Annotated in this window: 21 protein-coding genes; 13 read left to right on the top strand and 8 right to left on the bottom strand. The window is 71.9% G+C overall.

All coding sequences use genetic code 11. From position 1 onward, the window contains the following. The first annotated feature begins 47 nt into the window (after positions 1-47). On the top strand, positions 48-1,718 hold the full coding sequence (gene cydC, locus HDR73_RS03905) for a thiol reductant ABC exporter subunit CydC (protein WP_012299108.1): 1,671 nt from the start codon (positions 48-50) through the stop codon (positions 1,716-1,718). Positions 1,719-1,749: 31 nt separating this feature from the next. Here the strand turns inward: cydC and HDR73_RS03910 are convergent, their stop codons facing one another. After that, complete coding sequence (locus tag HDR73_RS03910) at positions 1,750-2,568, bottom strand: aminotransferase class IV (RefSeq protein ID WP_041464561.1); 819 nt, start codon at positions 2,566-2,568, stop codon at positions 1,750-1,752. A 53-nt stretch (positions 2,569-2,621) separates the two neighbouring features. Between HDR73_RS03910 and HDR73_RS03915 the strand changes: the two genes are divergently transcribed. From HDR73_RS03915 to HDR73_RS03930, 4 genes are all read left to right on the top strand, one after another. Then, positions 2,622-4,091, top strand: a complete 1,470-nt coding sequence (locus tag HDR73_RS03915; RefSeq protein WP_012299106.1) for an anthranilate synthase component I family protein — start codon at positions 2,622-2,624, stop codon at positions 4,089-4,091. Between the two features lie 98 nt (positions 4,092-4,189). Further along, positions 4,190-6,748: a leucine--tRNA ligase gene (gene leuS / locus HDR73_RS03920; RefSeq protein WP_012299105.1), complete on the top strand. Its 2,559-nt coding sequence runs from the start codon at positions 4,190-4,192 to the stop codon at positions 6,746-6,748. A 359-nt stretch (positions 6,749-7,107) separates the two neighbouring features. Beyond that, on the top strand, positions 7,108-8,157 hold the full coding sequence (locus HDR73_RS03925; RefSeq protein ID WP_012299104.1) for a CBS domain-containing protein: 1,050 nt from the start codon (positions 7,108-7,110) through the stop codon (positions 8,155-8,157). A 293-nt stretch (positions 8,158-8,450) separates the two neighbouring features. Next, complete coding sequence (locus HDR73_RS03930) at positions 8,451-9,398, top strand: ComEA family DNA-binding protein (protein ID WP_287136242.1); 948 nt, start codon at positions 8,451-8,453, stop codon at positions 9,396-9,398. A gap of 221 nt (positions 9,399-9,619) precedes the next feature. Here HDR73_RS03930 and HDR73_RS03935 read toward each other — a convergent pair whose 3' ends face one another. Then, positions 9,620-10,036 (bottom strand): hypothetical protein, encoded by a 417-nt coding sequence (locus tag HDR73_RS03935; RefSeq protein ID WP_287136243.1) that lies wholly within the window; start codon positions 10,034-10,036, stop codon positions 9,620-9,622. Here HDR73_RS03935 and HDR73_RS03940 point away from each other — a divergent pair. Both HDR73_RS03940 and holA read left to right on the top strand, forming a co-directional pair. Continuing rightward, the gene (locus tag HDR73_RS03940; protein WP_223842613.1) at positions 10,023-11,150 is read left to right on the top strand and encodes a ComEC/Rec2 family competence protein; all 1,128 of its coding nucleotides are present in this window, start codon (positions 10,023-10,025) and stop codon (positions 11,148-11,150) included. The genes HDR73_RS03935 and HDR73_RS03940 overlap by 14 nt on opposite strands. Before the next feature lie 109 nt (positions 11,151-11,259). Continuing rightward, the gene (gene holA, locus HDR73_RS03945; protein WP_012299102.1) at positions 11,260-12,288 is read left to right on the top strand and encodes a DNA polymerase III subunit delta; all 1,029 of its coding nucleotides are present in this window, start codon (positions 11,260-11,262) and stop codon (positions 12,286-12,288) included. Positions 12,289-12,400: 112 nt separating this feature from the next. On the opposite strand, the gene rpsT is transcribed toward holA, so the two are convergent. Both rpsT and HDR73_RS03955 read right to left on the bottom strand, forming a co-directional pair. Further along, on the bottom strand, positions 12,401-12,664 hold the full coding sequence (gene rpsT, locus HDR73_RS03950) for a 30S ribosomal protein S20 (RefSeq protein WP_012299101.1): 264 nt from the start codon (positions 12,662-12,664) through the stop codon (positions 12,401-12,403). A gap of 135 nt (positions 12,665-12,799) precedes the next feature. After that, positions 12,800-13,318, bottom strand: coding sequence for an NUDIX hydrolase (locus HDR73_RS03955; RefSeq protein WP_041464558.1), 519 nt, complete (start codon positions 13,316-13,318; stop codon positions 12,800-12,802). A gap of 81 nt (positions 13,319-13,399) precedes the next feature. Between HDR73_RS03955 and HDR73_RS03960 the strand changes: the two genes are divergently transcribed. The 5 genes from HDR73_RS03960 to lepA all read left to right on the top strand — a co-directional run bounded on the left by HDR73_RS03960 (position 13,400) and on the right by lepA (position 19,024). Next, positions 13,400-14,659, top strand: coding sequence for an amidohydrolase (locus HDR73_RS03960; protein WP_012299099.1), 1,260 nt, complete (start codon positions 13,400-13,402; stop codon positions 14,657-14,659). Beyond that, the gene (locus tag HDR73_RS03965; protein ID WP_012299098.1) at positions 14,656-15,633 is read left to right on the top strand and encodes an epimerase; all 978 of its coding nucleotides are present in this window, start codon (positions 14,656-14,658) and stop codon (positions 15,631-15,633) included. Before HDR73_RS03960 ends, HDR73_RS03965 begins: the two co-directional genes overlap by 4 nt. An 87-nt stretch (positions 15,634-15,720) precedes the next feature. Beyond that, positions 15,721-16,290 carry an RNA polymerase sigma factor gene (locus HDR73_RS03970; protein ID WP_198433861.1) on the top strand — a complete coding sequence of 190 codons (570 nt, stop codon included), beginning with the start codon at positions 15,721-15,723 and terminating at the stop codon, positions 16,288-16,290. Then, positions 16,283-17,077, top strand: coding sequence for a hypothetical protein (locus tag HDR73_RS03975; protein ID WP_041464557.1), 795 nt, complete (start codon positions 16,283-16,285; stop codon positions 17,075-17,077). Before HDR73_RS03970 ends, HDR73_RS03975 begins: the two co-directional genes overlap by 8 nt. Before the next feature lie 99 nt (positions 17,078-17,176). Continuing rightward, positions 17,177-19,024: a translation elongation factor 4 gene (gene lepA / locus HDR73_RS03980; protein WP_012299095.1), complete on the top strand. Its 1,848-nt coding sequence runs from the start codon at positions 17,177-17,179 to the stop codon at positions 19,022-19,024. Between the two features lie 70 nt (positions 19,025-19,094). Here the strand turns inward: lepA and HDR73_RS03985 are convergent, their stop codons facing one another. The 4 genes from HDR73_RS03985 to HDR73_RS04000 form a co-directional block, all read right to left on the bottom strand. Continuing rightward, positions 19,095-19,922 (bottom strand): hypothetical protein, encoded by an 828-nt coding sequence (locus HDR73_RS03985; RefSeq protein ID WP_012299094.1) that lies wholly within the window; start codon positions 19,920-19,922, stop codon positions 19,095-19,097. 100 nt (positions 19,923-20,022) lie between these two features. Then, entirely contained in the window at positions 20,023-20,799 is a 777-nt protein-coding gene (locus tag HDR73_RS03990; RefSeq protein ID WP_012299093.1) for a hypothetical protein, read from the bottom strand. Between the two features lie 67 nt (positions 20,800-20,866). Further along, complete coding sequence (locus HDR73_RS03995) at positions 20,867-21,673, bottom strand: hypothetical protein (RefSeq protein WP_012299092.1); 807 nt, start codon at positions 21,671-21,673, stop codon at positions 20,867-20,869. A 56-nt stretch (positions 21,674-21,729) separates the two neighbouring features. Further along, positions 21,730-22,503, bottom strand: a complete 774-nt coding sequence (locus tag HDR73_RS04000; protein WP_012299091.1) for a hypothetical protein — start codon at positions 22,501-22,503, stop codon at positions 21,730-21,732. Positions 22,504-22,917: 414 nt separating this feature from the next. Between HDR73_RS04000 and HDR73_RS04005 the strand changes: the two genes are divergently transcribed. Beyond that, on the top strand, positions 22,918-23,571 hold the full coding sequence (locus tag HDR73_RS04005) for a DUF1990 domain-containing protein (protein ID WP_041464556.1): 654 nt from the start codon (positions 22,918-22,920) through the stop codon (positions 23,569-23,571). The last annotated feature ends 15 nt before the right edge of the window (positions 23,572-23,586 follow it).

Below are 23,586 nucleotides of genomic sequence, written 5' to 3' on the forward strand. Positions count from 1 at the left end.
CCCGCGCGCATCGCGCCCGAGCCCGCCTGGCGCGCGCAGGTGGCGCCGTGAACCGCGACGACGTCCTCCGGCTCGCGCAGCCGCCCGCCCGGCGCGCCCTGCCCGGGCTCCTCGCCGGTCTCGCGAGCGCCGTCGCCGCGGTCGCGCTCCTCGCGACCTCGGCCTGGCTCATCACGCGCGCGTCCGAGCAGCCGCCCATCCTGTTCCTCGGCATGGCGATCGTCGGGGTCCGCGCGTTCGCGCTCGGGCGGGCCGCGTTCCGCTACCTCGAGCGCATCACGAGCCACGACGCGGCCTTCCGCGCGCTGGCGACGCTGCGCGTGGGCGTCTTCGAGCGGCTCCTCCCGTTCGCGCCCGCCGGGCTCCGCGACACGCGCCGCGGCGACCTCCTCACCCGGCTCGTCGGCGACGTCGACCGGCTCCAGGACCTGCCGCTGCGCGTCGTCCAGCCGCTCGCGGTGTCGGTGCTCGTGCAGGCGGCGAGCGTCGCGGTCGTCTGGGCGGTGCTGCCCGCGGCGGGGATCGCCCTGCTCGTCGCGCTCGCGGTCGCGCTCGTCGTCGGGGTCGGCGCGACCACCGCGCTCGCGGGGCGCACCGAGACGCGGATCGCGCCGCTCCGCGCCCTGCTGCAGGACCTCGTGCTCGACCTCGTCGGCGGCCTCGACGTGCTGACCGCGTTCGGGGCGGTGGACGACCGCCTCGCCGCGATCGACCGGGCCGCGGCCGACCTCCGGCGCGCGGAGCTCCGGAGCGCCTCCGCGGCGGGCATCACCACGGGCGTCGTGCTCGCCGGCACGGGCGTGGTCGCCGGCTGGACCGTGCTGCAGGGCGTGCCGGGGCTCGCGTCCGGCGCGCTGGATCCCGCGTGGCTCGCGCTGGCCGCGCTGGTGCCGCTCGCGCTCGTCGAGCAGGCGACGGCGGTGCCCCTCGCGGTGCAGGCGTGGCGGCGCGTGCGCACGAGCGCCGCCCGCGTGGCGGGTGTCGTGCCGGAGTCGGTGCCCGACGAGATCCCGCGGGAGCCGGTGCGCGCCGACGCGGACCCCGTCCCCGTCGCCGCACCGGCCCGGGGCACGACGCTCGAGGTCCGCGACCTGGTCACGCGCTGGCCGGGAGCCGGGCAGGACGCCCTCGCGCCGGTCTCGCTCGTGGTGCGGCCGGGGGAGACGGTGGTCGTGCGCGGCCCGAGCGGATCCGGGAAGTCGTCGCTCGCGGCCGCCCTCGCGCGGTTCCTCGAGTCGCGCGGCGCCTACGAGCTGGAGGGGCGGGACGCCAGGTCTATGCCGCCGTCGGCCGTGCGGCGGATCGTCGGCCTCTGCGAGCAAGCGCCGCACCTCTTCGACGCGAGCATCCGGCAGAACCTGCTCTTCGCCCGCGATGGCGCGACCGACGACGAGCTCGTCGGCGTGCTCGCGCGCGTGGGCCTCGCGGGGTGGGCCGCCGATCGGGGCGGCCTCGACGCGCGCGTGGGTGACCGCGGCGGACTCGTCTCCGGCGGGCAGGCGCAGCGCATCGACCTGGCGCGGGCCCTGCTCGCCGACTTCCCGGTGCTCGTGCTCGACGAGCCGACGGCGGACGTGGACGCCGAGCAGGCCCGCGCGGTGCTGCGGGACGTGCTCGTCGCCGCCCGCGACCACGGCCGCGGGGTGCTCCTGCTCACGCACACGGAGGTGCCCGACGACCTCGTGGACAGGACGGTGCAGCTGCGCGTCGCGGAGTGATCCGGCCCCGCGAGCCCGGGGCGAGCGCGCCTCAGCCCGCGGGCAGCTCGCGCCGCAGCGCGTCCAGCCGCGTGCGCCAGGCCCGCACCCGGCCGGGCTCGGCCGCGGTGGCCGGGCCGTCAATCCACCCGCGCACCAGGCGGATCCCGTGCAGCGCGCTGACGGCCCAGACCTCGCGGCCGTCGAGGTCCGAGGGCCGCGCCCGCTCGTGCAGCACGTCGATACCGAGGGCCGTCGCGAGGGCGACGATGCTGCGCTCCGTGACGCTCGGGATCCGCGGCACGTCGCCCTCGACGACGGCGAGGGCGTCGCCGTGCCACCACAGGATCGCGCTGTAGGCGCCCTCCACGATCGTGCCGTCGTCCGCGAGGATCACCGCCTCGCCCGCGCCGAACCGGGCCGCGCGGCTGCGCAGGGCGCCGAGCGCGTGCAGATCGGGTCCCTTGACGCGCGGCATCGTGCGCGGATCCGGGCCGTCGTGATCGCGGAGCACCACCAAGGCCGTGCGCTCCGGCGCGGGCCGGATGAGGAGCCTCGCGACGTCGCCGTCGGGACCGCGCAGCGCCTCCACGCGCGGGAACCACGCGCCGTCGCGGGGAAGCACCCGCACCGCGGCGTCGAGGAAGGCGGCGGGATCCGGCACGGCCGCCGACTGCAGGCGCAGCGAGGCCAGGAACCGCTGGCGGTGCACGTCGAGCGCGAGCACGCGGCCTTCCTCGACGAGGAACGAGTCGGCTGCGAGCACCCGGTGGCCGGCCGGTCGAGGCTCCTCGGCTCCTCCACCGGCGGGATCCGCGGCCTCCGCCGCCCAGCCCGCCGCGGTCCACCGGAGGATCGTCTCGGAACTCATACCCTTGAGGCTAGGCGGCCGCCGGGTGCGCTCACGACACCGGGAGGCCGACCATGCACGAGGGCGAGGCGCGCGCCGCGCGGCCGGTCATCGGGCGGCGGCTGGCGGGATGGCACGACCCGGAGTCGGTCTTCCTCGCCCTCTTCGCCGCGGAGTCGGCCGGCGACGTGGCCTGGCTCGACGACTCGGCGGGGGAGGGCTGGAGCTACCTGGCGGTGTCGGCGGGCACGGTCGCTGAGTGGCCCCACGGCGTCTTTGCGGGGCTGGCGGAGCTGCTGCCCGCGTCCGCCGCGACACCCTCCGCCCCCTCCGAGGTCGACGTCGAGGTCGACGCGCTCCCGGACGGCCTGGCTTTCCGCCTGGGCCTCGTCGGCTGGATCCCGCACGACGCCTGGAGCGAGACTGTGCCGCTGCATCACGCCCCGCCGAGCGCACCCGAGGTCGACGCCTCCGTGCCGGCCGCTGCCATCCGCGTCGACCGTCTCCTCGCCTTCGACCACGCGGCGGGTGAGGTCTGGGCCGTCGCGCGAGCGGGGGACGCGTGGCCGCTCGCCGTGGAGGAGGAGATGGCCCGCGTCACCTCATCCGGCGCTCGCGCCCCGGCCGCCCATGCCGGCGACGACGTCCCCGCATCCCCCGTCTGGCGCCATGACGACGCCGCGTACCTCGACCTGATCCGCTCCTGCCAGGAGTCCATCCGCCGCGGCGACGCGTACCAGCTGTGCCTCACCAACAGCGCGTCCGTCCCGGGCCGCGTCGACCCGGTCCGCGTGCACCTCGCCCTCCGCACCCTGAGCCCGACGCACCACGGCGCCTTCCTGCGGGTGGGCTCGACGGCGCTGGTCAGCGCGTCGCCCGAGCGCTTCGTCGAGGTCGACGCGCGCGGGACGCTGCGCACCATGCCCATCAAGGGCACGCGCCCCCGCCACGCGGATCCCGCGGCCGACGTCCGCGCACGCGCCGAGCTCCTCGCGAGCGACAAGGAGCGTGCGGAGAACGTCATGATCGTCGACCTCATGCGCAACGACCTCAGCCGCGTCTGCGTGCTCGGATCCGTCCGGGTCACGAGCCTGTTCGCCGTGGAGGCCTACGCGCAGGTGCACCAGCTCGTGAGCCGCGTCGAGGGGGAGCTCGCGCCCGGCGTGTCCGCCCTCGACGCCGTGCGGGCCCTGTTCCCGGCGGGATCCATGACGGGCGCCCCGAAGTCCGCCGCCGTCGGCATCCTCCGGGCGCTCGAGGGCGGACCCCGCGGCGTCTACGCGGGCGCGTTCGGATGGTTCGGCGACGACGGCCGCGTCGACCTCGCCATGGTGATCCGCTCGGTCGTCGTCACGGACGGCCGCGCCACGGTCGGTGCCGGGGGCGGGATCACCGCGCTGTCCGTCCCCGAGGAGGAGCTCGACGAGGTGCGCGTGAAGGCGGCGCCGCTCCTGGCCGCCCTCCGCGCGGGTCACGTCCCGTCCCTTCGCGATCACGTGGAGTCACCGGGCCCGCCCCTCCCCAGGGCGCCCCACCCGGCCTGATCCGGACCCCTCCCACCCGTTCGGGACGGGCCCCGCGCGTTCACTAGTCTTGTCGAGGCCTTCACGGCCGCGACCCCCGCATCGAATCGAGAGCGCCCTTGGCACACGAGACCCCCGACACCCCCGGCGAGACCTACGACTTCCGCGCCATCGAGGCCGAGTGGTCGGAGGTCTGGGAGCGCGAGCAGCCGTTCCGCACGCCGGACGCGAGCGACAGCCGCCCCCGCAAGTACATCCTCGACATGTTCCCGTACCCCTCGGGCGACCTGCACATGGGTCACGCGGAGGCGTTCGCGCTCGGCGACGCGGTCGCGCGCTACTGGCGTCAGCAGGGCTTCAACGTGCTGCACCCCATCGGCTGGGACTCCTTCGGCCTGCCCGCCGAGAACGCCGCCATCAAGCGCGGCGTCGACCCGCGCGAGTGGACCTACGCCAACATCGAGACGCAGAAGCAGTCGATGAAGCGCTACGGCCTCTCCTTCGACTGGGAGCGCGAGCTGCACACGAGCGACCCCGAGTACTACCGGTGGAACCAGTGGCTGTTCCTCAAGATGCACGAGAAGGGCCTCGCCTACCGCAAGGACAGCTGGGTCAACTGGGACCCGGTGGACCAGACGGTGCTCGCTAACGAGCAGGTCCTGCCCGACGGCACGTCCGACCGCTCGGGTGCCGTGGTCGTCAAGAAGAAGCTCACGCAGTGGTACCTGCGCATCACCGACTACGCCGACCGCCTCGTCGACGACCTCAACCAGCTCGAGGGCACGTGGCCCGCCAAGGTCCTCAGCATGCAGCGCAACTGGATCGGCCGCTCGATCGGCGCCGAGGTCGACTTCGTCGTCGAGGGTCGCGACGAGCCCGTCACGGTCTTCACCACGCGCCCGGACACGCTGCACGGCGCGACCTTCATGGTCGTCGCGCCCGACAGCGACCTCGCGGCCGAGCTCGTGGAGGGCGCGTCGGAGGAGGTCCGCGAGTCGTTCCGCGGCTACCTGGAGCGCACGCAGCGCCTCAACGAGATCGAGCGATCCACCACCGACCGCCCGAAGACCGGCATCCCGCTCGGCCTCACGGCGATCAACCCGGTCAACGGCGAGCGGATCCCCGTCTGGGCAGCCGACTACGTGCTCGCCGACTACGGCACGGGCGCGGTCATGGCCGTCCCCGCGCACGACCAGCGCGACCTCGACTTCGCGCGCGCCTTCGACCTGCCGGTGCGCGTGGTGGTCGACACCACGCAGCCCGTCACGGGCGCCATCCGCATCATCCCCGAGGACGGCGAGCTGCCGGACCTCGAGGAGGTGCTGCCCGGTCGCACGGGCGTCGCGCTGCCCGGCGAGGGCCGCCTCATCAACTCCGGATCCCTCAACGGGCTGAGCAAGCAGCCCGCCATCAAGCGCGTCATCGAGCAGCTCGAGGCGGAGGGCCGCGGCCGCGCCGCGAAGAACTACCGTCTGCGCGACTGGCTCATCTCCCGCCAGCGCTTCTGGGGCACGCCCATCCCCATCGTCTACGACGCCGAGGGCAGCGAGATCCGCGTGCCCGAGGACCAGCTGCCCGTGCGCCTGCCCGACACCGAGGGGCTCGACCTCACGCCGAAGGGCAAGTCGCCCCTCGCGGCGGCCACCGCGTGGTCGAACGTGCCGAGTCCCGTCGACGGCAGCCCCGCCACGCGCGACCCTGACACCATGGACACGTTCATGGACAGCTCCTGGTACTGGCTGCGCTTCCTGTCGCCGAACGACGCCACGAAGGCGTTCGACCCGGCCGACGCCGACCGCTGGGCGCCCATCGACCAGTACGTGGGCGGCGTGGAGCACGCCATCCTGCACCTGCTGTACTCGCGCTTCATCACGAAGGTGCTGTTCGACCTCGGCTACGTCACCTTCACCGAGCCGTTCAGCGCGCTGCTCAACCAGGGCATGGTGCTCTCCGGCGGCAGCAAGATGTCGAAGAGCAAGGGCGGCGTCGACCTCGGATCCGAGATGGACCGCCATGGCGTCGACGCCATCCGCCTGACGATGGCGTTCGCCGGCCCGCCGGAGGACGACATCGACTGGGAGGACGTCTCCCCGTCCGGCTCCGCCAAGTTCCTGGCGCGGGCGTGGCGCCTCACGGGCGACATCACGAGTGCGCCCGAGGTCGAGTGGAAGACGGGGGACGAAGCTCTCCGCCGCGTCACCCACCGGTTCCTCGCCGAGGCGCCCGGCATGCTCGAGGCGTTCAAGTTCAACGTCGTCATCGCGCGCACGATGGAGCTGGTCAACGCGATCCGCAAGACCATCGACCAGGGTCCGGGCGGCGGCGACGCGGCGGTGCGCGAGGCGACGGAGGTCGTGGCCGTCGCGCTGAGCCTGTTCGCGCCGTACACCGCGGAGGACATGTGGAAGCGCCTCGGTCGCGAGGGCTCGGTGGCCTTCGCGGGCTGGCGCAAGGCCGACCGCAACCTGCTCGTGCAGACCACGGTCACGGCCGTCGTGCAGGTCGACGGCAAGGTGCGCGACAAGCTCGAGGTCGACGCGAAGATCGGGGCGGACGAGCTCGAGGCCCTCGCGCGCGAGACCGCGGGCGTCAGGCGATCCACCGCGGGGCGCACGATCGACAAGGTCATCGTCCGCGCGCCCAAGATCGTGAGCATCACCACGACCCCCGCTCCCTGAGGGGGCGCCTCGAATGACAAATGCACTCTGGCGGCCGGGTATGCGCCCCTACTGAGCATGACGTTGATTACAACACGCGTTCCGATAAAACCAGGGCATGCAACTCCGCAACTTTATCTACACGACCCAAGTGATCAAATACTGTAGCAGTTTTTCTCCCCAACTGGGATGCGTGAAATTCTCGAGACTATCACGAAAATTATAATGCGCTCCTAGTGCAGGGTTTGGGTGCCGCTTAAAACACCCCCGTTCTAGGGTCTACTCTCCCAGCAGTTGATGGCTAGGTTTGACATACGATCCAAGACTCGACCATCCTGATTTGATGTTCGGTGTCACCGCCACCCAGCCCAGGGAAACTAATGACGACTACGACGCCGGTCATTCAACCGCAAGAGTTCACGAAAGATATGTTCGAAGGTGAGCAGATAAAAAACCTGAACGACTTTCTCACGCTTGTAAAGAAGGGGAAGCCTTGGATAATGCCAACTAAGCGACTCATTCACCTAAATGGGAATGCGCGCCGTGGCGCGGTAGTGAATAAGCAAATTAATGACCGACTGAAGTCCAATGGACTAATTTGCGAGCCAGAAATTGAAAATGCAGACTACTATGGTGACGTCGTTATTTACGACCCTCGCGATAAAATTCCTCAACCCAAAACTGTCACCGCTCTGCCTGTCTCAGCCTTCGTCGGTGAGTACGACGGTCTGATCTCTTGTGGTCTAGAAATGCCGGCCGTCAAAGTGCAGACCCTCATGATCATGAAGGACATCTCTCAGGTGCCAGTCCTGAGCAACGACAAGAAAAATATGCACGGGGTCATCACTTGGCAGAGCATCGCTCAGTACCGTGGTGACCTGAATCTGGCAAAAGCCGCGGACATTCAAGGACCGAGGAGCCATGTCGCATCTTCATCCGACGACTTCCTTGATCACGTTATCAGCATTATTGACAAAGAGTTCCTCTTCTATCGCGCTCCGGATGGACGGGTCGATGGAATTATCACGGCAAGCGATCTGGCGCAGGCATTCCACTCGTCCGCGGGCATCTATATTCAGTTACAAGAGATTGAGACGCGCTTGCGCATCCTTCTCGACAAATCTCCCATTCCGCGCCTACAAGGGCGATTGACGCCGAATCGGCGTAACGCGACCGATTTTCGGGGCGCCATTGATATGAGCTTTGGAGAATATATTCATGCACTTCAGGACGCGGACGTCTGGAAGGCAGCCGGTATATCATTGGATCAAAAGGTCTGTCTTGACCTACTCACAGAAGTAAAAAACGTTCGCAATGGTGTCATGCACTTCAGTGCAGGAGCGGGGGAGGTCCTTGACTCTGAGGCACCGGACAGCGCATGTATCGCGAGTGCCTTAAGGAGTTTAAGGGCTACCCCACTGAAAGGCTGAAGACATTCCTGTCTTGTAGATTTACGGGACGCAAGGAACTTCGAACTTACCTCTGCAGCCGCAGACATCGTTGACACGTGATTGAAGACGTACCGCATCGTCCGCGCGCCCAAGATCGTGAGCATCACCACGGCCCCCGCCCCCTGAGGGCGCGGCCACCCGATGGCGCGGTGAAGTCGAGGGCGGTCCGGCGACGGGCCGCCCTCGCTCCATCCCAGGGCGGATCCGTGACGGCGATCCCCAGAACCGGGCGCGGGGCCCGGGCGTCCCCGCGCGCCGCCTACCGTGCCCGCATGCGCCCCCTCCGCCGTCCCCGTCCCGGACCCGATGCCCCCGAGCGGCCGGGATGGGCGGACGACGGATGGGAGCCCGACGCGGCCTGGCCCTCCGACGACGCGCGGCCATCGCCACCGCCACGCGACGACGAGGAGGCCGACGGCGGCATCGCGGCGCCGCCCGCGCCCGACGGTGCGCATCCGCCGCCCGGTCAGCGGGTGCGCGTCCGGCTCCGCGTCGGCATCGGGGCGGCGGTCGTGCTGGTCGGCGCCGCGCTCGTGGTGACGATCCTGGTCACCGCCGTCCAGTCGGCCAGCCAGGCGTCCCCGACGGCTCCCGCCGTCGCGCATCCGAGCTCGGCGACGCATGCGAGCTCGGACGCCGGCGCGGCCAGCGACTCCGCGGACGGCGACGCATCCGGGGACTCCGGGGCTGGGGACCCAGGCGCCGCAGGCGACGCGACCGGTGAGACGGGCGGGACGGGCGGATCCGCCGACGGCGCGCGGACGCCCATCTACGTGCACGTCGTCGGCGCGGTCGTCTCCCCGGGCCTCTACCCCCTCGCGCCGGGGAGCCGCGTGGTCGACGCACTGACCGCCGCGCACGGCTTCGCCGACGGGGCGGACACCGCGGGCGTGAACCTGGCGCGCGTCCTCTCCGACGGCGAGCAGCTCGTCGTCCCCCGCCAGGGCGAGGCGTCCGCGGCACCTGCCCCGTCGGGCGCGGCCGGCGCGGGCGGCGCCGCCGGGGGGGGGGGGACCGCGACCCCGTCAGCGCCCGTGGACCTCAACACCGCCACCGCGGAGCAGCTGGAGACGCTCCCGCGCGTCGGACCGTCCCTGGCCGCGCGCGTCATCGCGTGGCGGTCCGCGCACGGCCGCTTCGCCCGCGTCGCCGACCTCGGCCGCGTGCCCGGCATCGGCGACCGCACGCTCGCGTCGCTCACGCCGCTGGTGCGGGTGTGATGGGGGAGGTGCGTGCGGGCGCCGGGTCGGGTCGGGCGGCCCGGAGGCCGTGGGGATCGGCCGGGCCGCAGGTCGACCTCCGACTGGCGATCCCCGCCGCCGTCGGCTGGACGACCTCGGCGGTCGCGATCGGCGTCCGCGGTGCGTCCGGGGTCGCGGCCGTCGTCGCCGCGTCGGTGGCGCTGGTGTCCGCCGGGATCGCGATCCGATCGGCCGCGCGCTCAAGGACGCGTCCCACCGTGACGGGATCCGCGCACGCCGGGCCGCGCGTCCATCGTCAGCGGGGACGGCCCCGAGCGCGAGCGTCCGCTGTGCGGATGCGCCGAGGTGCGGCCGCTCTGGCGGTCGCCGCCGGGGTGACGGCCATGCTGCTCGGCGCCGCCGCCGCCCGCGAGCCGTCGCGCCACCCGGAGGTCCTCGAGGCCGCGGCGCACGCGGACGGCATGGTGGTCGCCGACGCGGTCGTCGACGAGCCTCCGGCCCCGATGGGCGCGCACTCCGGGAGCGGATCCGGCCGCCCCCACCGGGTGCGTCTGGTCGCCCACCTCACCGCCATCCACGTCGGCCGCGAGGCCGGCGGTCGGACCGTCGACCGCAGGATCCAACTGCCGGCCCCTGCCGGTCGTGGTCTTCGCCACGGGCGCCGACGACCAGCACGACGGATCCGGGAGCGCCCGCCTCGGGGTGGGGACGGTGGTGCGGGTGAGCGCCGCCGTCCGGCCCGCGGATCCGGCCGACCGGGCCGCGTACCTCCTCCTCGCCCGCGGCGCGCCCGAGCCCACGGGCGCTCCCGCCGGCCCGCTCGGCGTCGCCGACCACCTCCGCGCAGGTCTCGCCGACGCCGCGACCGACCTCCGCGGACCGGGAGCGCAGCTGCTGCCCGGCCTCGCGATCGGCGACGTGTCCGCGGTGGGCCCGGACCTCGCGCAGACCATGAAGGACAGCTCGCTGACGCACCTCACGGCCGTCTCCGGGGCGAACTGCGCGGTCATCGTGGGGCTCGTGCTCGCCCTGGCGGCCGCCGTCGGGATGCGTCGACCAGCGCGGGCCGTCGCGGCGCTGGCGGCCCTCGGCGCGTTCGTGATCCTGGTGACGCCGCAGCCCAGCGTGCTGCGGGCCGCCGTCATGGCCGCCGTGCTCATCGTCTCCACCGCATCCGGTCGGCCGTCCCGCGGTCTGCCCGCGCTGGCGGTGGCCGTGGTCGTCCTGCTCACCGGCGATCCCTGGCTCGCGCGCGACCTCGGCTTCGCCCTGAGCGTGCTGGCGACGGCCGGGCTGCTCGTGCTGGCGCCCCCGCTCGCGGACCGCCTGGCGCGCCACATGCCGCGCCGCCTGGCCGAGGCATTGGCGATCCCGGTCGCGGCGCAGGTGGCGTGCCAGCCGGTGCTCCTCGTGCTGCAACCCGGCCTGCCCGTGCACGGGGTGCTCGCCAACATCCTGGCCGAGCCCGCCGCCGCGCCCGCCACCATCGGCGGACTCGTCGCCTGCGTCGTCCTCCCGATGTGGCCGGCAGCGGGCGTCCTCGTGCTGCGGCTCGCGTGGCTGCCCGCGTCGTGGATCGCCGCGGTCGCCTCCGTCGTGTCCCACCTTCCCGCGGGGCACGTGCCGTGGGCGGCGGGGCCGGCAGGCGTCATCGCGCTCGTGGTCGCGACCGCCCTGGTCGTCGCCGTGGTGGCGCTCGGTCGTCCGCGGCCACCGCGGCGCGCTCCGGCCGTCGTCGCCTGGCCGGGCGATGTCCCACCCGACGGCTAACCTGGATCCGCCCGACCCCGTCTCGCCCGGCGCACGGCCCCGCACCCCGTCCCTCGCACTCCGCATCCCGCATCCGCATCCGCATCCCGCACCTCCCGGAAGGACCCGCATGGCGACCAGGACGTCCCGCACCACGGCGGCGAAGCCCTCCGCGGCCATCCCGCAGCTCGCGTGGGACGCGGTGCGGCCGGCGGCCGTCGTCCTCGTGTCGGGCACGGAGGCCCTCCTCGCCGACCGGGCGATGCGGCGCCTGCGCGACATCCTCACGGCGGAGGATCCCCGCATCGAGGTCTCCGACATCGAGGCCGACTCCTACGCGCCCGGCGAGCTCATCACGCTGGCGAGCCCGTCGCTGTTCGCGGAGCCGCGGCTCATCCGGGTCGTGAACGTGGAGAAGTGCTCGGACCAGTTCCTGCTCGACGCCGTCGCGTACCTCGAGCAGCCGGCCGACAACACGTACGTCGTGCTGCGGCATGCCGGGGGAGTGCGCGGCAAGAAGCTGCTCGACGCGGTGCGCTCGGGCCAGGGCGGCGGCATCGAGGTCGTGTGCGCCGAGCTCAAGAAGGACAGCGAGAAGCACGACTTCGCCGTCGCCGAGTTCCGGGCGGCGAAGCGCTCCATCACGCCGGGCGCCGTGCGGCAGCTCGTGGCGGCGTTCCAGGACGACGTGAGCGAGCTCGCGTCGGCGTGCCAGCAGCTCATCTCGGACACCGCGCACGAGATCACCGAGGTCACGGTCGACCAGTACTACGGCGGCCGCGTCGAGATCAACGCCTTCGCGGTGGCCGACTCCGCCATCGCGGGTCGCAGCGGCGAGGCCCTCGTCCTGCTCCGCCACGCGCTCACCTCGGGCGCTGACCCGGTGCCGCTCATCGCCGCCTTCGCCATGAAGATCCGCACGATGGCGAAGGTGTCGGGCGTCTCCGGCGCGTCGGGACAGCTGGCGTCGAAGCTCGGCATGGCGCCGTGGCAGGTCGACCGGGCCCGGCGCGACCTGCAGTTATGGGACGACGCCGGCCTCGGCCGCGCCGTCGAGGCCCTCGCCGAGGCGGACGCGCAGGTCAAGGGCGGCGGGCGGGATCCGGTGTACTCGCTGGAGCGCATGGTGCGCACCGTCGCCTCCCGCGGTCGCGACTGACGGTCGTCGCCGTCGCCGCCGTCGCGGTCGACCGGCAGGCCCGCGACCCGCACCCGGGTACGACGACGGGCCCCGCGCGATGCGCGGGGCCCGTCGATCACACCAGGGGAGGTCAGCCGATCTTGGCGACCTGCTTGGCGATCGCGCCCTTGCGGTTCGCGGCCTGGTTCTTGTGGATGACGCCCTTGCTGGCGGCCTTGTCGAGCTTCTTGCCGGCGAGGCTGACGGCCTTGACGGCCGCGTCCTTGTCGCCCGCGGAGATGGCGGTCTTGACGGAGCGGATGGCCGTCTTCAGCTCGCTCTTGACGGCCTTGTTGCGCTCCTGGGCCTTCTTGTTGGTGCCGATGCGCTTGATCTGCGACTTGATGTTTGCCACGTGTTATGTCTTCCGTTCGAATTGTCGTCGTATGAGTTGCCGCTCAGCGAGAGAGGGCGCCTGCGGCGATACCGCGTGATCGGGGAGGATCACACGCAAGCCAACAGGCGACGATACCAGGTCCAGGCCCGGAAATCAGGCGGCGGAGCCCCGCGCGTCGTGGTCGTGGCCGGGGAGGTCGTCGCCGGGACGCACGAAGCGGGTCTCCGGTTCGTCGTCGAGCGCGTTCCGGATCCGCGCGAGGAAGTCGGCGGACATGTCCGGCAGCGCGTCCACGGGCCACCAGGCCACCTCGAGCGACTCGTCGTCGTTGACGCGCGCCTCGCCCGACGCGTAGCGGCAGCGGAACGTCAGGTCGAGGTAGCTGGCGCGGTCGCCGTTGGGGTAGGTGATCTCGCCCGTCGTGCCGACTCCCACCAGCCGCTCCACCTCCACGGTCACGCCGGTCTCCTCCTGCGCCTCGCGCCAAGCGGCCACGGCCGGCTCCTCGCCGGGATCGAGGATCCCCGTCACGGGAGCCCACGCGCCGGTGTCGCCGCGCCGGACGAGGAGGACGCGCGGGCCGTCGAGGATCACGGCGGTGACGCCCGAGAGCCACAGGGGAGTGGTGCCGATCCGCTCGCGGAGGGAGACGACGAAGTCGGGGATGCCCATCACGCGAGCGTACCGACACCCCGCGTCGGCGCGCCCCGCCCGTCGCATGGCCGCGCCGCGCCCGCGTCCTAGGCTCGGATCATGCCCATCTCCGACAGCGCCGATCCCGTCCGCGCCTCCGCCTCCTCCGTCACCGCGATCGTCGGCGGCCACGTCGTCCCCGTCGACGGCGCTCCCATCCCCGGCGGCACCGTCCTCCTCCGCGACGGCCTCGTCGCCGCGGTCGGCCAGGCCGGCGACGTCGATGTCCCCGAGGGCGCCACCGTGATCGACGCGAGCGGACGCTGGGTGCTCCCCGGCTTCGTCGAGGCGCACGGCCACGTCGGCATCCACGAGGAGGCCAACGGCCCCGCGGGCAACGACACCAACGAGATGACCGACCCCGACATGAGCTCGGTGCGGGCGATCGACGCCATCGACATCGACGACGAGGGCTTCCGCGACGCGCTCAAGGGCGGCGTCACGACCATCGTCGTCAAGCCCGGCTCGGGCAACCCGATCGGCGGCCAGTCCGTCGCCATCAAGTCGTGGGGCGGTCGCACGATCGACGAGCAGCTCGTGAGCGACTCCGTCAGCGTGAAGAGCGCGCTCGGCGAGAACCCGAAGCGCGTGTACGGCGACAAGGGCAAGACGCCGTCGACGCGCCTGGGTGTCGCCATGGTGATCCGCCGCGCCTTCCGCGACGCCGAGGACTACCGCGCCGCCCGCGACCACGCGGAGAAGGAGGGCACGCCCTTCTCGCGCGACCTCGGCAAGGAGACGCTCGTGCGCGTCCTCGACGGCGAGCTCGCCTGGGATCAGCACACCCACCGCCACGACGACATCGCCACCGCGATCCGCCTGGCCGACGAGTTCGGCTACCGCCTCGTCGTCAACCACGGCACCGAGGGCGACAAGATCGCCGACGTGCTCGCCGAGCGCGGGATCCCCGTCATCTTCGGCCCGATGATCACCTCGCGCTCCAAGGTCGAGCTGCGCGACCGCGCCGTGGCGAACCTCGCGGCCCTGCACCGCGCCGGCGTCCTCGTCGCGATCACGACCGACGCGCCCGTCGTGCCCATCGACTTCCTCGTGCACCAGGCGTCCTTCGCGGTGAAGGACGGCCTGCCCGCCGACGTCGCGCTCCGCGCCATCACGGCGAACCCGGCCATGATCCTCCGCCTCGACCACCGCGTGGGCGCCCTCACGCCCGGCCTCGACGCCGACGTCGTGATCTGGTCGGGCGACCCGCTCGACGTGCGGTCGCGCGCCGAGCACGTCATCATCGGCGGCGACACGGTCTACACGTGGGCCGACGGCCAGGGCACCACGGTCGAGCGACGCACGCGCTTCGGCGCATGAGCGACGCCGCGGGGGAGGCCTCGGCCCGCATCGCGGTCGTCGCGGGCGCGTCGGGCTTCATCGGGCAAGTGCTCGTGCGCGAGCTGTCCGACGAGGGCTACCGGGTGCTCACGATCGGCCGCTCGGGCGCGGACGCGCGCTGGGGCGACGAGGACGGGATCCGCCGCATCGTCGACGGCGCCGACCTCCTCGTGAACCTGGCGGGCAAGAGCGTCAACTGCCGGTACGGCGCCGCGAACCGCCGGGAGATCCTGCTCTCGCGCGTGGAGACGACGGCTGAGCTGGCACGTGCCGTCGCCGACAGCGCGCGGCCCGTGCCGGTGTGGATCAACGCCTCCACCGCCACCGTCTACCGGCACGCGACCGACCGTCCGCAGACCGAGTCGACGGGCGAGCTCGGCGACGACTTCTCCCCGTCGGTCGGCCGCGCGTGGGAGCGCGCGTTCTTCGCCCCCGACCTGCCGGCCACCCGCCGCGTGGCGCTCCGCATCGCGATCGTGCTCGGCCGCGACGGCGCGCTGCAGCCGCTCCTCGGCCTCGCGCGCTTCGGCCTCGGCGGTCCGCAGCTCGACGGGCGCTTCCCCGGACGCCCGTCCCGGATCCGCGCCGGCGCCCACCACGTCCACCAGCCCACCCACGGCCGCCAGGTCTTCAGCTGGCTGCACATCGACGACCTGGTCGGCATCATCCGCTTCGTGCGCGACACCGCGTCGCTCGAGGGCCCGGTCAACGCGTCCAGCCCCGCGCCGGTCACGAACCGCCGACTGATGAAGGTCCTCCGCCGCGCCGTCGGCATGCCCGTCGGGCTGGCTGCGAACCGGTGGATGCTCGAGGTCGGCATGTGGCTGTTCCGCACGGAGCCGGAGCTCGTCCTCAAGAGCCGCTGGGTCGTCCCGGAGACGCTCGAGGCCGCGGGCTACCGCTTCCGCTGGCCGGAGCTCGACGCGGCCGTCGACGACATCGTGCGCCGCTGACGCGCACCGCGTCCGTCGACAGCCCTCGCGACACGCCCGGACGTCATGGAGCGTGAAAGCACGGACCCGCGCCGGGCGATACCGGATGTGAGCACCGACAGCGACATCATCGAGCGGTCGTCGACGACCCCTCGGGCGTTCGCCGAGCTGTACGACCGGCACGCGCCGACCGTGCACCGGTACGCAGCGCGCGCGGTCGGCATGCAGGCCGCGGATGACGTGATGTCTTCGACGTTCCTCGTCGCCTTCGAACGGCGCACGACCTACGACCTCGAGCGCCCGGATGCGCTGCCCTGGCTGCTCGGCATCGCCACGAACCTGCTGCACCGCCATCGACGGAGCGACGCTCATGCCCGCCGGGGCATGGCGGCCTTCCACGACGCATCGGTGCCGCTGGACGACGAGGCCGCCGCGTCGGACCGGCTCGACGCGGCTCGCGGGATCGACGCCGTCCGCGCGGAGCTCGCGCGGATGCCAGATCGCGAGCGCGACGTGCTCCTCCTGCACGCGTGGGGCGGACTCGACCACGCCGGGATCGCCCGTGTGCTCGGCATCCCGGAAGGCACGGTCGGCAGCAGGCTGCACCGGGCGAGGCGCCGTCTGCGTCCGCTCGTCGAGGACGCGCAGGGCGCGAGGAGCGGAGCGGACGATGGATGACCGGGTGCTCGACGCGATCGAGCGAGCGGGAGGCGATCCGCCGGCCGTGACGGACGACGCCCTCGATCGGGGACGCGCGCTGCTCATGGCGCGCGCCGACGAGGAGTACGCGACCGCACACCGGGCATCACCGGCGCGCTGGACCCGACGTCGCGCGCTCTGCATGGGGCTGGCCGCCTCTGCCGTCACGGCCGCCGTCGTGGGCGCCGCCCTCGTGGGCAGGCCGAGCGGGGGCCGCGCGCCCACGCCGGCGGCGCCCGTCGGCGACGCGCCCTTCGACGTCGACATCGCCCGCGGCGCATTCGTCCACGGCGTGATCGACTACGACCCGTACTCCGACACGACGGCGATGGCCGCCGCGAGCGACGCGGTCGTCGTCGGCACGGTCGTCCGCGTGCGCGACGCCCGCGTCCCGCAGCCCGGTGGCACCGCGGGGTCCCGCTGGGACACCGTCCTCGTCGAGCTGCGGGTGGATCGGGTTGCGTCCGGGACGGCGCGCTGGCAGGTCGACGGCCGGATCATCATCGAGGTCCAGCGCCCGGGCGCCACCCTCGAGGAGCAGCGGGCCGCCCTGCCGTCGGGTACGCGCATGGTCGCGTACCTCGACTCCGCGCAGGACTTCCTCGACGTGCCCGGGGGCGCCGTGGCCTTCTCCCGCCCCGTCGGGGTGCAGGCCGTGACGGTCCAGGGCTCCGACGGGGGACCGCTGGTCCGGCCGCTCCTCGGGCAGACGGAGGACGCGGACCTCGACGACGCGCTGCCCGGCGGCGCGGCCATCGGGTTCTGAGATCCCGAGGTCCTCGCGCGGCCTCCCGGGCATCCGGCTCGCCCCGCCGTGGGATGATCGTCGTGCCCGTCCCACCGTCGACACATCGTTAAGGAACGCGTGAGCCCCCTAGCAACGAAGGCCCTCCGGCCCGCCGCGACCGACCCCGCGTCCATCCGCAACTTCTGCATCATCGCCCACATCGACCACGGCAAGTCCACGTTGGCCGACCGCATGCTGCAGATGACGGGCGTCGTCGACTCGCGCTCCATGCGCGCCCAGTACCTCGACCGCATGGACATCGAGCGCGAGCGCGGCATCACCATCAAGAGCCAGGCCGTGCGCATGCCGTGGGAGCTCGACGGGCAGACCTACGCGCTGAACATGATCGACACCCCGGGCCACGTCGACTTCTCCTACGAGGTCTCCCGCTCGCTCGCCGCGTGCGAGGGCGCGATCCTCCTGGTCGACGCCGCGCAGGGCATCGAGGCCCAGACGCTCGCGAACCTCTACCTCGCGCTCGAGAACGACCTGACGATCATCCCGGTGCTCAACAAGATCGACCTGCCGGCCGCCGATCCCGACAAGTACGCGGCCGAGCTCGCCTCGCTCATCGGCGGCGACCCCTCCGACGTGCTGCGTGTCTCCGGCAAGACGGGCGCCGGCGTGGAGGACCTCCTCGACCGCGTCTCCCGCACGATCCCCGCGCCCGTCGGCGACCCCGACGCGGCCGCGCGCGCGATGATCTTCGACTCGGTCTACGACGCCTACCGCGGCGTGGTCACCTACGTCCGCATGATCGACGGCAAGCTCAGCCCGCGCGAGAAGATCTCGATGATGTCGACGCGCGCCACCCACGAGATCCTCGAGATCGGCGTCAGCTCGCCCGAGCCCACGCCGTCTGACGGCCTGGGCGTCGGCGAGGTCGGCTACCTCATCACGGGCGTGAAGGACGTACGCCAGTCGAAGGTCGGCGACACCGTCACCACCGCCGCGCGCCCCGCGACCGAGGCGCTGCCCGGCTACACCGAGCCGCTGCCCATGGTCTTCTCGGGCCTCTACCCGATCGACGGATCCGACTACCCCGACCTCCGCGACGCGCTCGACAAGCTCAAGCTCTCCGACGCCGCGCTCGTCTACGAGCCCGAGACCTCCGTCGCGCTCGGCTTCGGCTTCCGCTGCGGGTTCCTCGGCCTGCTGCACCTCGAGATCATCACCGAGCGCCTGTCGCGCGAGTTCGGCCTCGACCTCATCACGACCGCCCCGTCCGTGATCTACGAGGTCACCAGCGAGGACAAGAAGACCGTCACGGTCACGAACCCGAGCGAGTTCCCGGGCGGCAAGATCGTCAGCGTCTCCGAGCCCGTCGTGAAGGCCGCGATCCTCGCGCCCAAGGACTACGTCGGCACGATCATGGAGCTGTGCCAGTCGCGGCGCGGCATCCTCCTCGGCATGGAGTACCTCGGCGAGGACCGGGTGGAGATCCGCTACACGATGCCGCTCGGCGAGATCGTGTTCGACTTCTTCGACAACCTGAAGAGCAAGACGGCCGGCTACGCGTCGCTCGACTACGAGCCCGCAGGCTCGCAGGACTCCGACCTCGTGAAGGTCGACATCCTGCTGCAGGGCGAGCAGGTGGACGCGTTCAGCGCCATCGTGCACCGCGACAAGGCCTACGCGTACGGCGTTCTGATGACGGGCCGCCTCCGGGAGCTCATCCCGCGCCAGCAGTTCGAGGTGCCGATCCAGGCGGCCATCGGCGCGCGGATCATCGCCCGCGAGTCCATCCGCGCGATGCGGAAGGACGTGCTCGCCAAGTGCTACGGCGGCGACATCACCCGCAAGCGCAAGCTGCTCGAGAAGCAGAAGGAGGGCAAGAAGCGCATGAAGATGGTCGGCCGCGTCGAAGTCCCTCAGGAGGCGTTTATCGCCGCGCTCTCGGGCGACACGGAGAAGAAGGCCAAGTAGCCGTCCGCCGCATGGACGAAGCGCCCCCTGCCTCTCGGCAGGGGGCGCTTCCGCGTTCAGTGACGGACGATCAGCAGCGAGCGGGAGCCGGCCGGCCGGCAGCGGCCCACTGGGAGTAGCTCATCTTCACGCCACCGGGTGCCGCGTAGCCGCGGTACGTGATGTCGGAGGATCCGGCGGCCTGGCAGTAGCGGTCACCGGGGAAGGACTTCACGACCTGCGGCGTCGGGAACGCGCGGGCCGCCCAGTCGTCGTATGAGAGCAGGTCGCCGCTGCCGTTCTGCGGGATCTCCCACACGATCGCCGGACTCCACGCGAGCTTCCGCATGAACATGCCGGAGAACGGGTAGTTGTCCGCGACGTTGTACGCGAGCTCAGCGGAGCCGAGGTGGACGTACTCGGCGTAGGTCAGCTTGTGAGTGGGCGCCGTCAGCGGCGTGCCGCCGTGCAGGAAGAGGAGGAAGGTGTCCACGAACACCTCCGAGGACGAGCCGTAGCTGAACGCGTAGCCGACCTCCGGCAGGGACGTGGTGACGGGTCGAGGGGATCCGACCCGCTGCCATTCTGCGAACGACAACCGCGTCGCCTCGGCCCGGTCGTCGGTGCCGAAGGTGAGATCGGCGAGCACGTCGGGCGACCAGGTGTACGCGTGGTACGTGACTCCTGCTGCGGCAGGTGCCGGGAAGCCGTCGGCCTGCCACTGGGCGTACGTCGCCGTGGTGATGAGGGCCTGGGGCTGATCGCTGGGCTGTTCGACGCGGACGAGATCGCTCCGGAACGGGAGCGAGTAGTAGACGACGGTGCCGTCGTCGCCGACGGCGTTCGCGGGGGCAGCCGCGAGGGCTCCTCCGACGAGCAGCGCGCCGACGAGGGCGAGCGAGGTGAGCGGGCGGTTCATGGGGGCCTCTCGGACGATGCTGGTGGGGGTGGTGCGGAGACCACAGTGCAGTCGGACCCGAGCTTGGCTGGGATCCGACCGCCGTGTGCGATCTCTCGTACTAGCAGCGCGTGCGCGCGGGCTTTCCGGCCGCGACCCACTGCGAGTAGCTCATCGTGAGGCCCTGCGGAGCGGCGTCGCCGCGGTAGACGATGTCGTCGGATCCGGCTGCCTGGCAGTAGCGGTCGCCGCGGAAGGACGCGACGACGCGCGGGGTCGGACGGTCGAGGTAGACCCACTCGTCGTAGTCGACGAAGCCGCGCTCGCCGGTCTGGTAGTCCGGCCCGATGATCGTCGAGAGCCACGAGAGCTTCTCGTAGGAGACGTCACCACCCAGATCGGCCGCGGGGGAACCGATACGGGTCCACTCGGCGTAGGTCAGCTTGTGGAAGTCGGCCGTGTCCGTCTGCCAGCGGACAGTGGACGCGAACAGCTCGTCCGAGCTGGCGTACTTGAAGATGAAGGTGCCCGACGCGAGCACGTCCGTGCGCGGCGTCGGGAAGCCGGCCGCGCGCCATCCGGCGTAGTCGAGCCCGAGGGTGATGGCCTGACCCGGCAGGTCGACGTCCGCGTAGATCTCCGGCGCCCAGGTGTACTTGAGCGTCGTGAACGACGCGCGGACCGGCGACGGGAACCCGTCGGCCTTCCACTCGTCGTACGAGGCGGCCATCGGCTCCGCATCGCCAGCGACCCGGTACAGGTCGTCGGTGAACGGGAGCGAGTAGTAGCTCGCGCCCGAGGGCGCGGCAGCTGCGGTGGCCGCGAGGGCGGGTGCTGCGGTGAGGGTCGTGCCGAGCGCGAGCGCTCCGGCGACGATGACGGCGAATGATCGGTTCATGGCGCGGGTTCCTTCTTACCTGTAGGTCGTGCGGGGGGGGGCAGCCGGACAGCTGCCCACCGGGTGATCAGCAGCGGGCAGGGGCGGGGAAGCCCGCCTCGCGCCACTGGCTGAAGGTAAGCTTCACGCCGTCCGGCGCGGCGATGCCGACGTAGCGGATGTCCGCCGAGCCGGGGGCCTTGCAGAACCGGTCGCCGTCGAACGACTTCACGATCTGCGGCGTGGGCGTGCCCCAGTACTCCCAGGTCCAGAAGTCGATCGCCACGACCTCGTAGGAGGGCACGGTCGGTCCCACGATCGCCGGGAGCCAGGAGAGCTTGCGGAAGCCTCCCTCACGCACGTCCGAGGAGGGGTAGCCCAGTGCCGCGTACTCGGCGAAGGTCAGCTTGTGGTTGACCGGGACGTCGTCCCCGAAGCTGAAGACGAAGACGAAGACGAAGAGCTCGTCCGAGTACGAGTACTTGAACACGCCGGCGTTGACGGGCAGCACGTTCTTCGTCGGCTTCGGCGAGCCCGCGGCGCTCCACTGCGAGTACGTCAGGCCGAGCGTCGATGCAGCGCCCGGCTCCGTCTGGATGTCGGCGTAGATGTCCTCCGTCCAGGTGAAGCCGCGGTAGGAGATCGTCGCCGCGACGGGCTGGGGGAAGCCGTCGGCCTTCCAGTCCTCGAAGTACGCCGGCGTGGCGTACTTCTCGCCCCCGGTCGCATCAGTGACGTAGAGGTCGCCGCTGAACGGGACCGAGTAGTAGGCGCTGTGCTTGGGCGCGGCCTGCGCGGGGGAGGCGACGAGCGCTCCACCCAGGACGAGGGCGCCTGCGAGGACGAGGGCGGGGATCGAGCGGTTCACGGTGGCCTTCCGAGGCGATGGGGTCATGAGGTGGGAGGTGGAGAAGGGGAAGGCGGGCAGCCGGTCGGCTGCCCGCCCGGGGATCAGCAGCGTCCGGGAGCGGGGAAGCCCGCCTCGCGCCACTGCGCGTAGCTGAGCTTCACGCCCTTGGGCGCGGCGATGCCGACGTAGCGGATGTCGGCGGAGCCCGCGGCCTTGCAGAACCGGTCACCGTCGAACGACGTCACGATCTGCGGCGTCGGACGTGCGTAGTAGTCCCACGTGGCGAAGTCGACGACGCCGATGGTGCCAGCCTGGTCGACCGGCCCGACGATGTTCGGGCTCCAGGACAGCTTCCGGAACTCGGGCTCGGACTCGTAGTCGACAGCAGGGTATCCGAGGTGCGCGAACTCGGCGAACGTCAGCTTGTGCACCGCGGGGTCGTCCGTGAACGCGGCTCCCGCCCAGACGAAGAGCTCATCGGACCCCGTGTAGCGGTGGATCTCGGAGTCGGCCGCCAGGCGGTCCGTGCGCGGCGCGGGGAAGCCGACGGAGCGCCACGTGGCGTAGTCGATGCGCGTGCTGAAGGACACGCCGTCGACCGTGGCGTCCTGGTAGATGGTGGAGTCCCACGTGTACTTGAGGTACTCGACGGCCGCCGGTCGTGGGGAGGGGAAGCCGTCCTCCTGCCACTCCTCGTAGGTCGCGACACCGAGGGCAGGCTTCCCGTCCACCGCGTCGACCGTGAAGAGGAACGATGTGCCGGGCACGGAGTAGTAGGTGCCGTCGCCGGGGGTCGCCTGCGCCGGCGCGGCGACGATGGCGCTGCCGAGCACGAGGGCTCCGGCGATGGCGAGGGCGGGGATGGAGCGGTTCACGATGGCCTTCCGATGGTCGACGCGGTGGTCGAGAGGTGCGAGGAGTGGATGTGCGGGTACGACGGATCGAGGCGCGGACGACGACCGGACCGCATTGCGGACCGGGTCGAGTGCACCCGAGATGACGTTCCCCTGAGCCGGTCGGACCGGCCTTGGCTGAAACGTATCGGGCGCAGGAGACGCCTAGGAGAACCCCGGGTCACGGACGGATAACGCTTCGTTTCGTGCTACGGCGCGGGGATGAGGGATCCGCCTCCGACGTCATCCGCACGGATGAGGAGGGGCCTTCGGGCACCCCCGAGCAGGGGGCGAGGTCGCTCCGAGCCCGATGTCGGGCGCGACGTCGCGCGACGGTGGGACGGGTGCTCGCGTGCGTCAGGGGACCGCGCAGCCCCACGCCGTAGTCTTGTCGTCATGCGCCGCAGCACCTACACCGCGACCGCCGTCACGTACGGCTCCGTCGGCGGCACCCAGGCCGTCGACCTCATGACCTACCCGCCCGAGGGCTACCGTCCCGCGGAGGCGAGCGCCCGGCTCGGCAGCGGCGACGAGCGCTTCGAGCAGGCCGTCGCCCTCCTCATGACCTGGGGCGTGCAGCGCGGCAGCGGCATCGAGGTCACCCGCATCGAGCAGGAGGTCCCGGACGACCCCGGCTACACGGGCCTCGAGTTCGACGAGGACGGGGTGCCCCAGGTCCCGGTGGACCGCCCGCGGGAGACGCTGTACGGCGACGACGGCACCGCGTGGATCACGTCGGGCACCTCGGCCGTGCTCCGCATGCCGTTCGGGCCGTTCCGCCCCGAGGCGCCCGTCCGCGTCGTCTACACCGTGCAGGAGACCGACCGAGTGGGCTTCGCGTACGGCACGGTGCACGGGCACCCGCTGAGCGGCGAGGAGGCGTTCCTCGTCTCCCGCGAGCCCGACGGCAGCGTGTGGCTCACCCTCCGCGTCTTCTCGCGCCCCGCGTCGTGGCCCATGCGGCTCGCGAGCCCGGTGCTCCGGATCATCCAGGGCGTGTTCATGCGCCGCTACCTGAAGGCCCTGCACCCGGCGGTCGCGTCCGCTTGATCCGTCGCCCGCCGG

Source organism: Clavibacter sp. (assembly GCF_014802555.1).
In the GTDB taxonomy this organism is placed as follows: domain Bacteria; phylum Actinomycetota; class Actinomycetes; order Actinomycetales; family Microbacteriaceae; genus Clavibacter; species Clavibacter sepedonicus.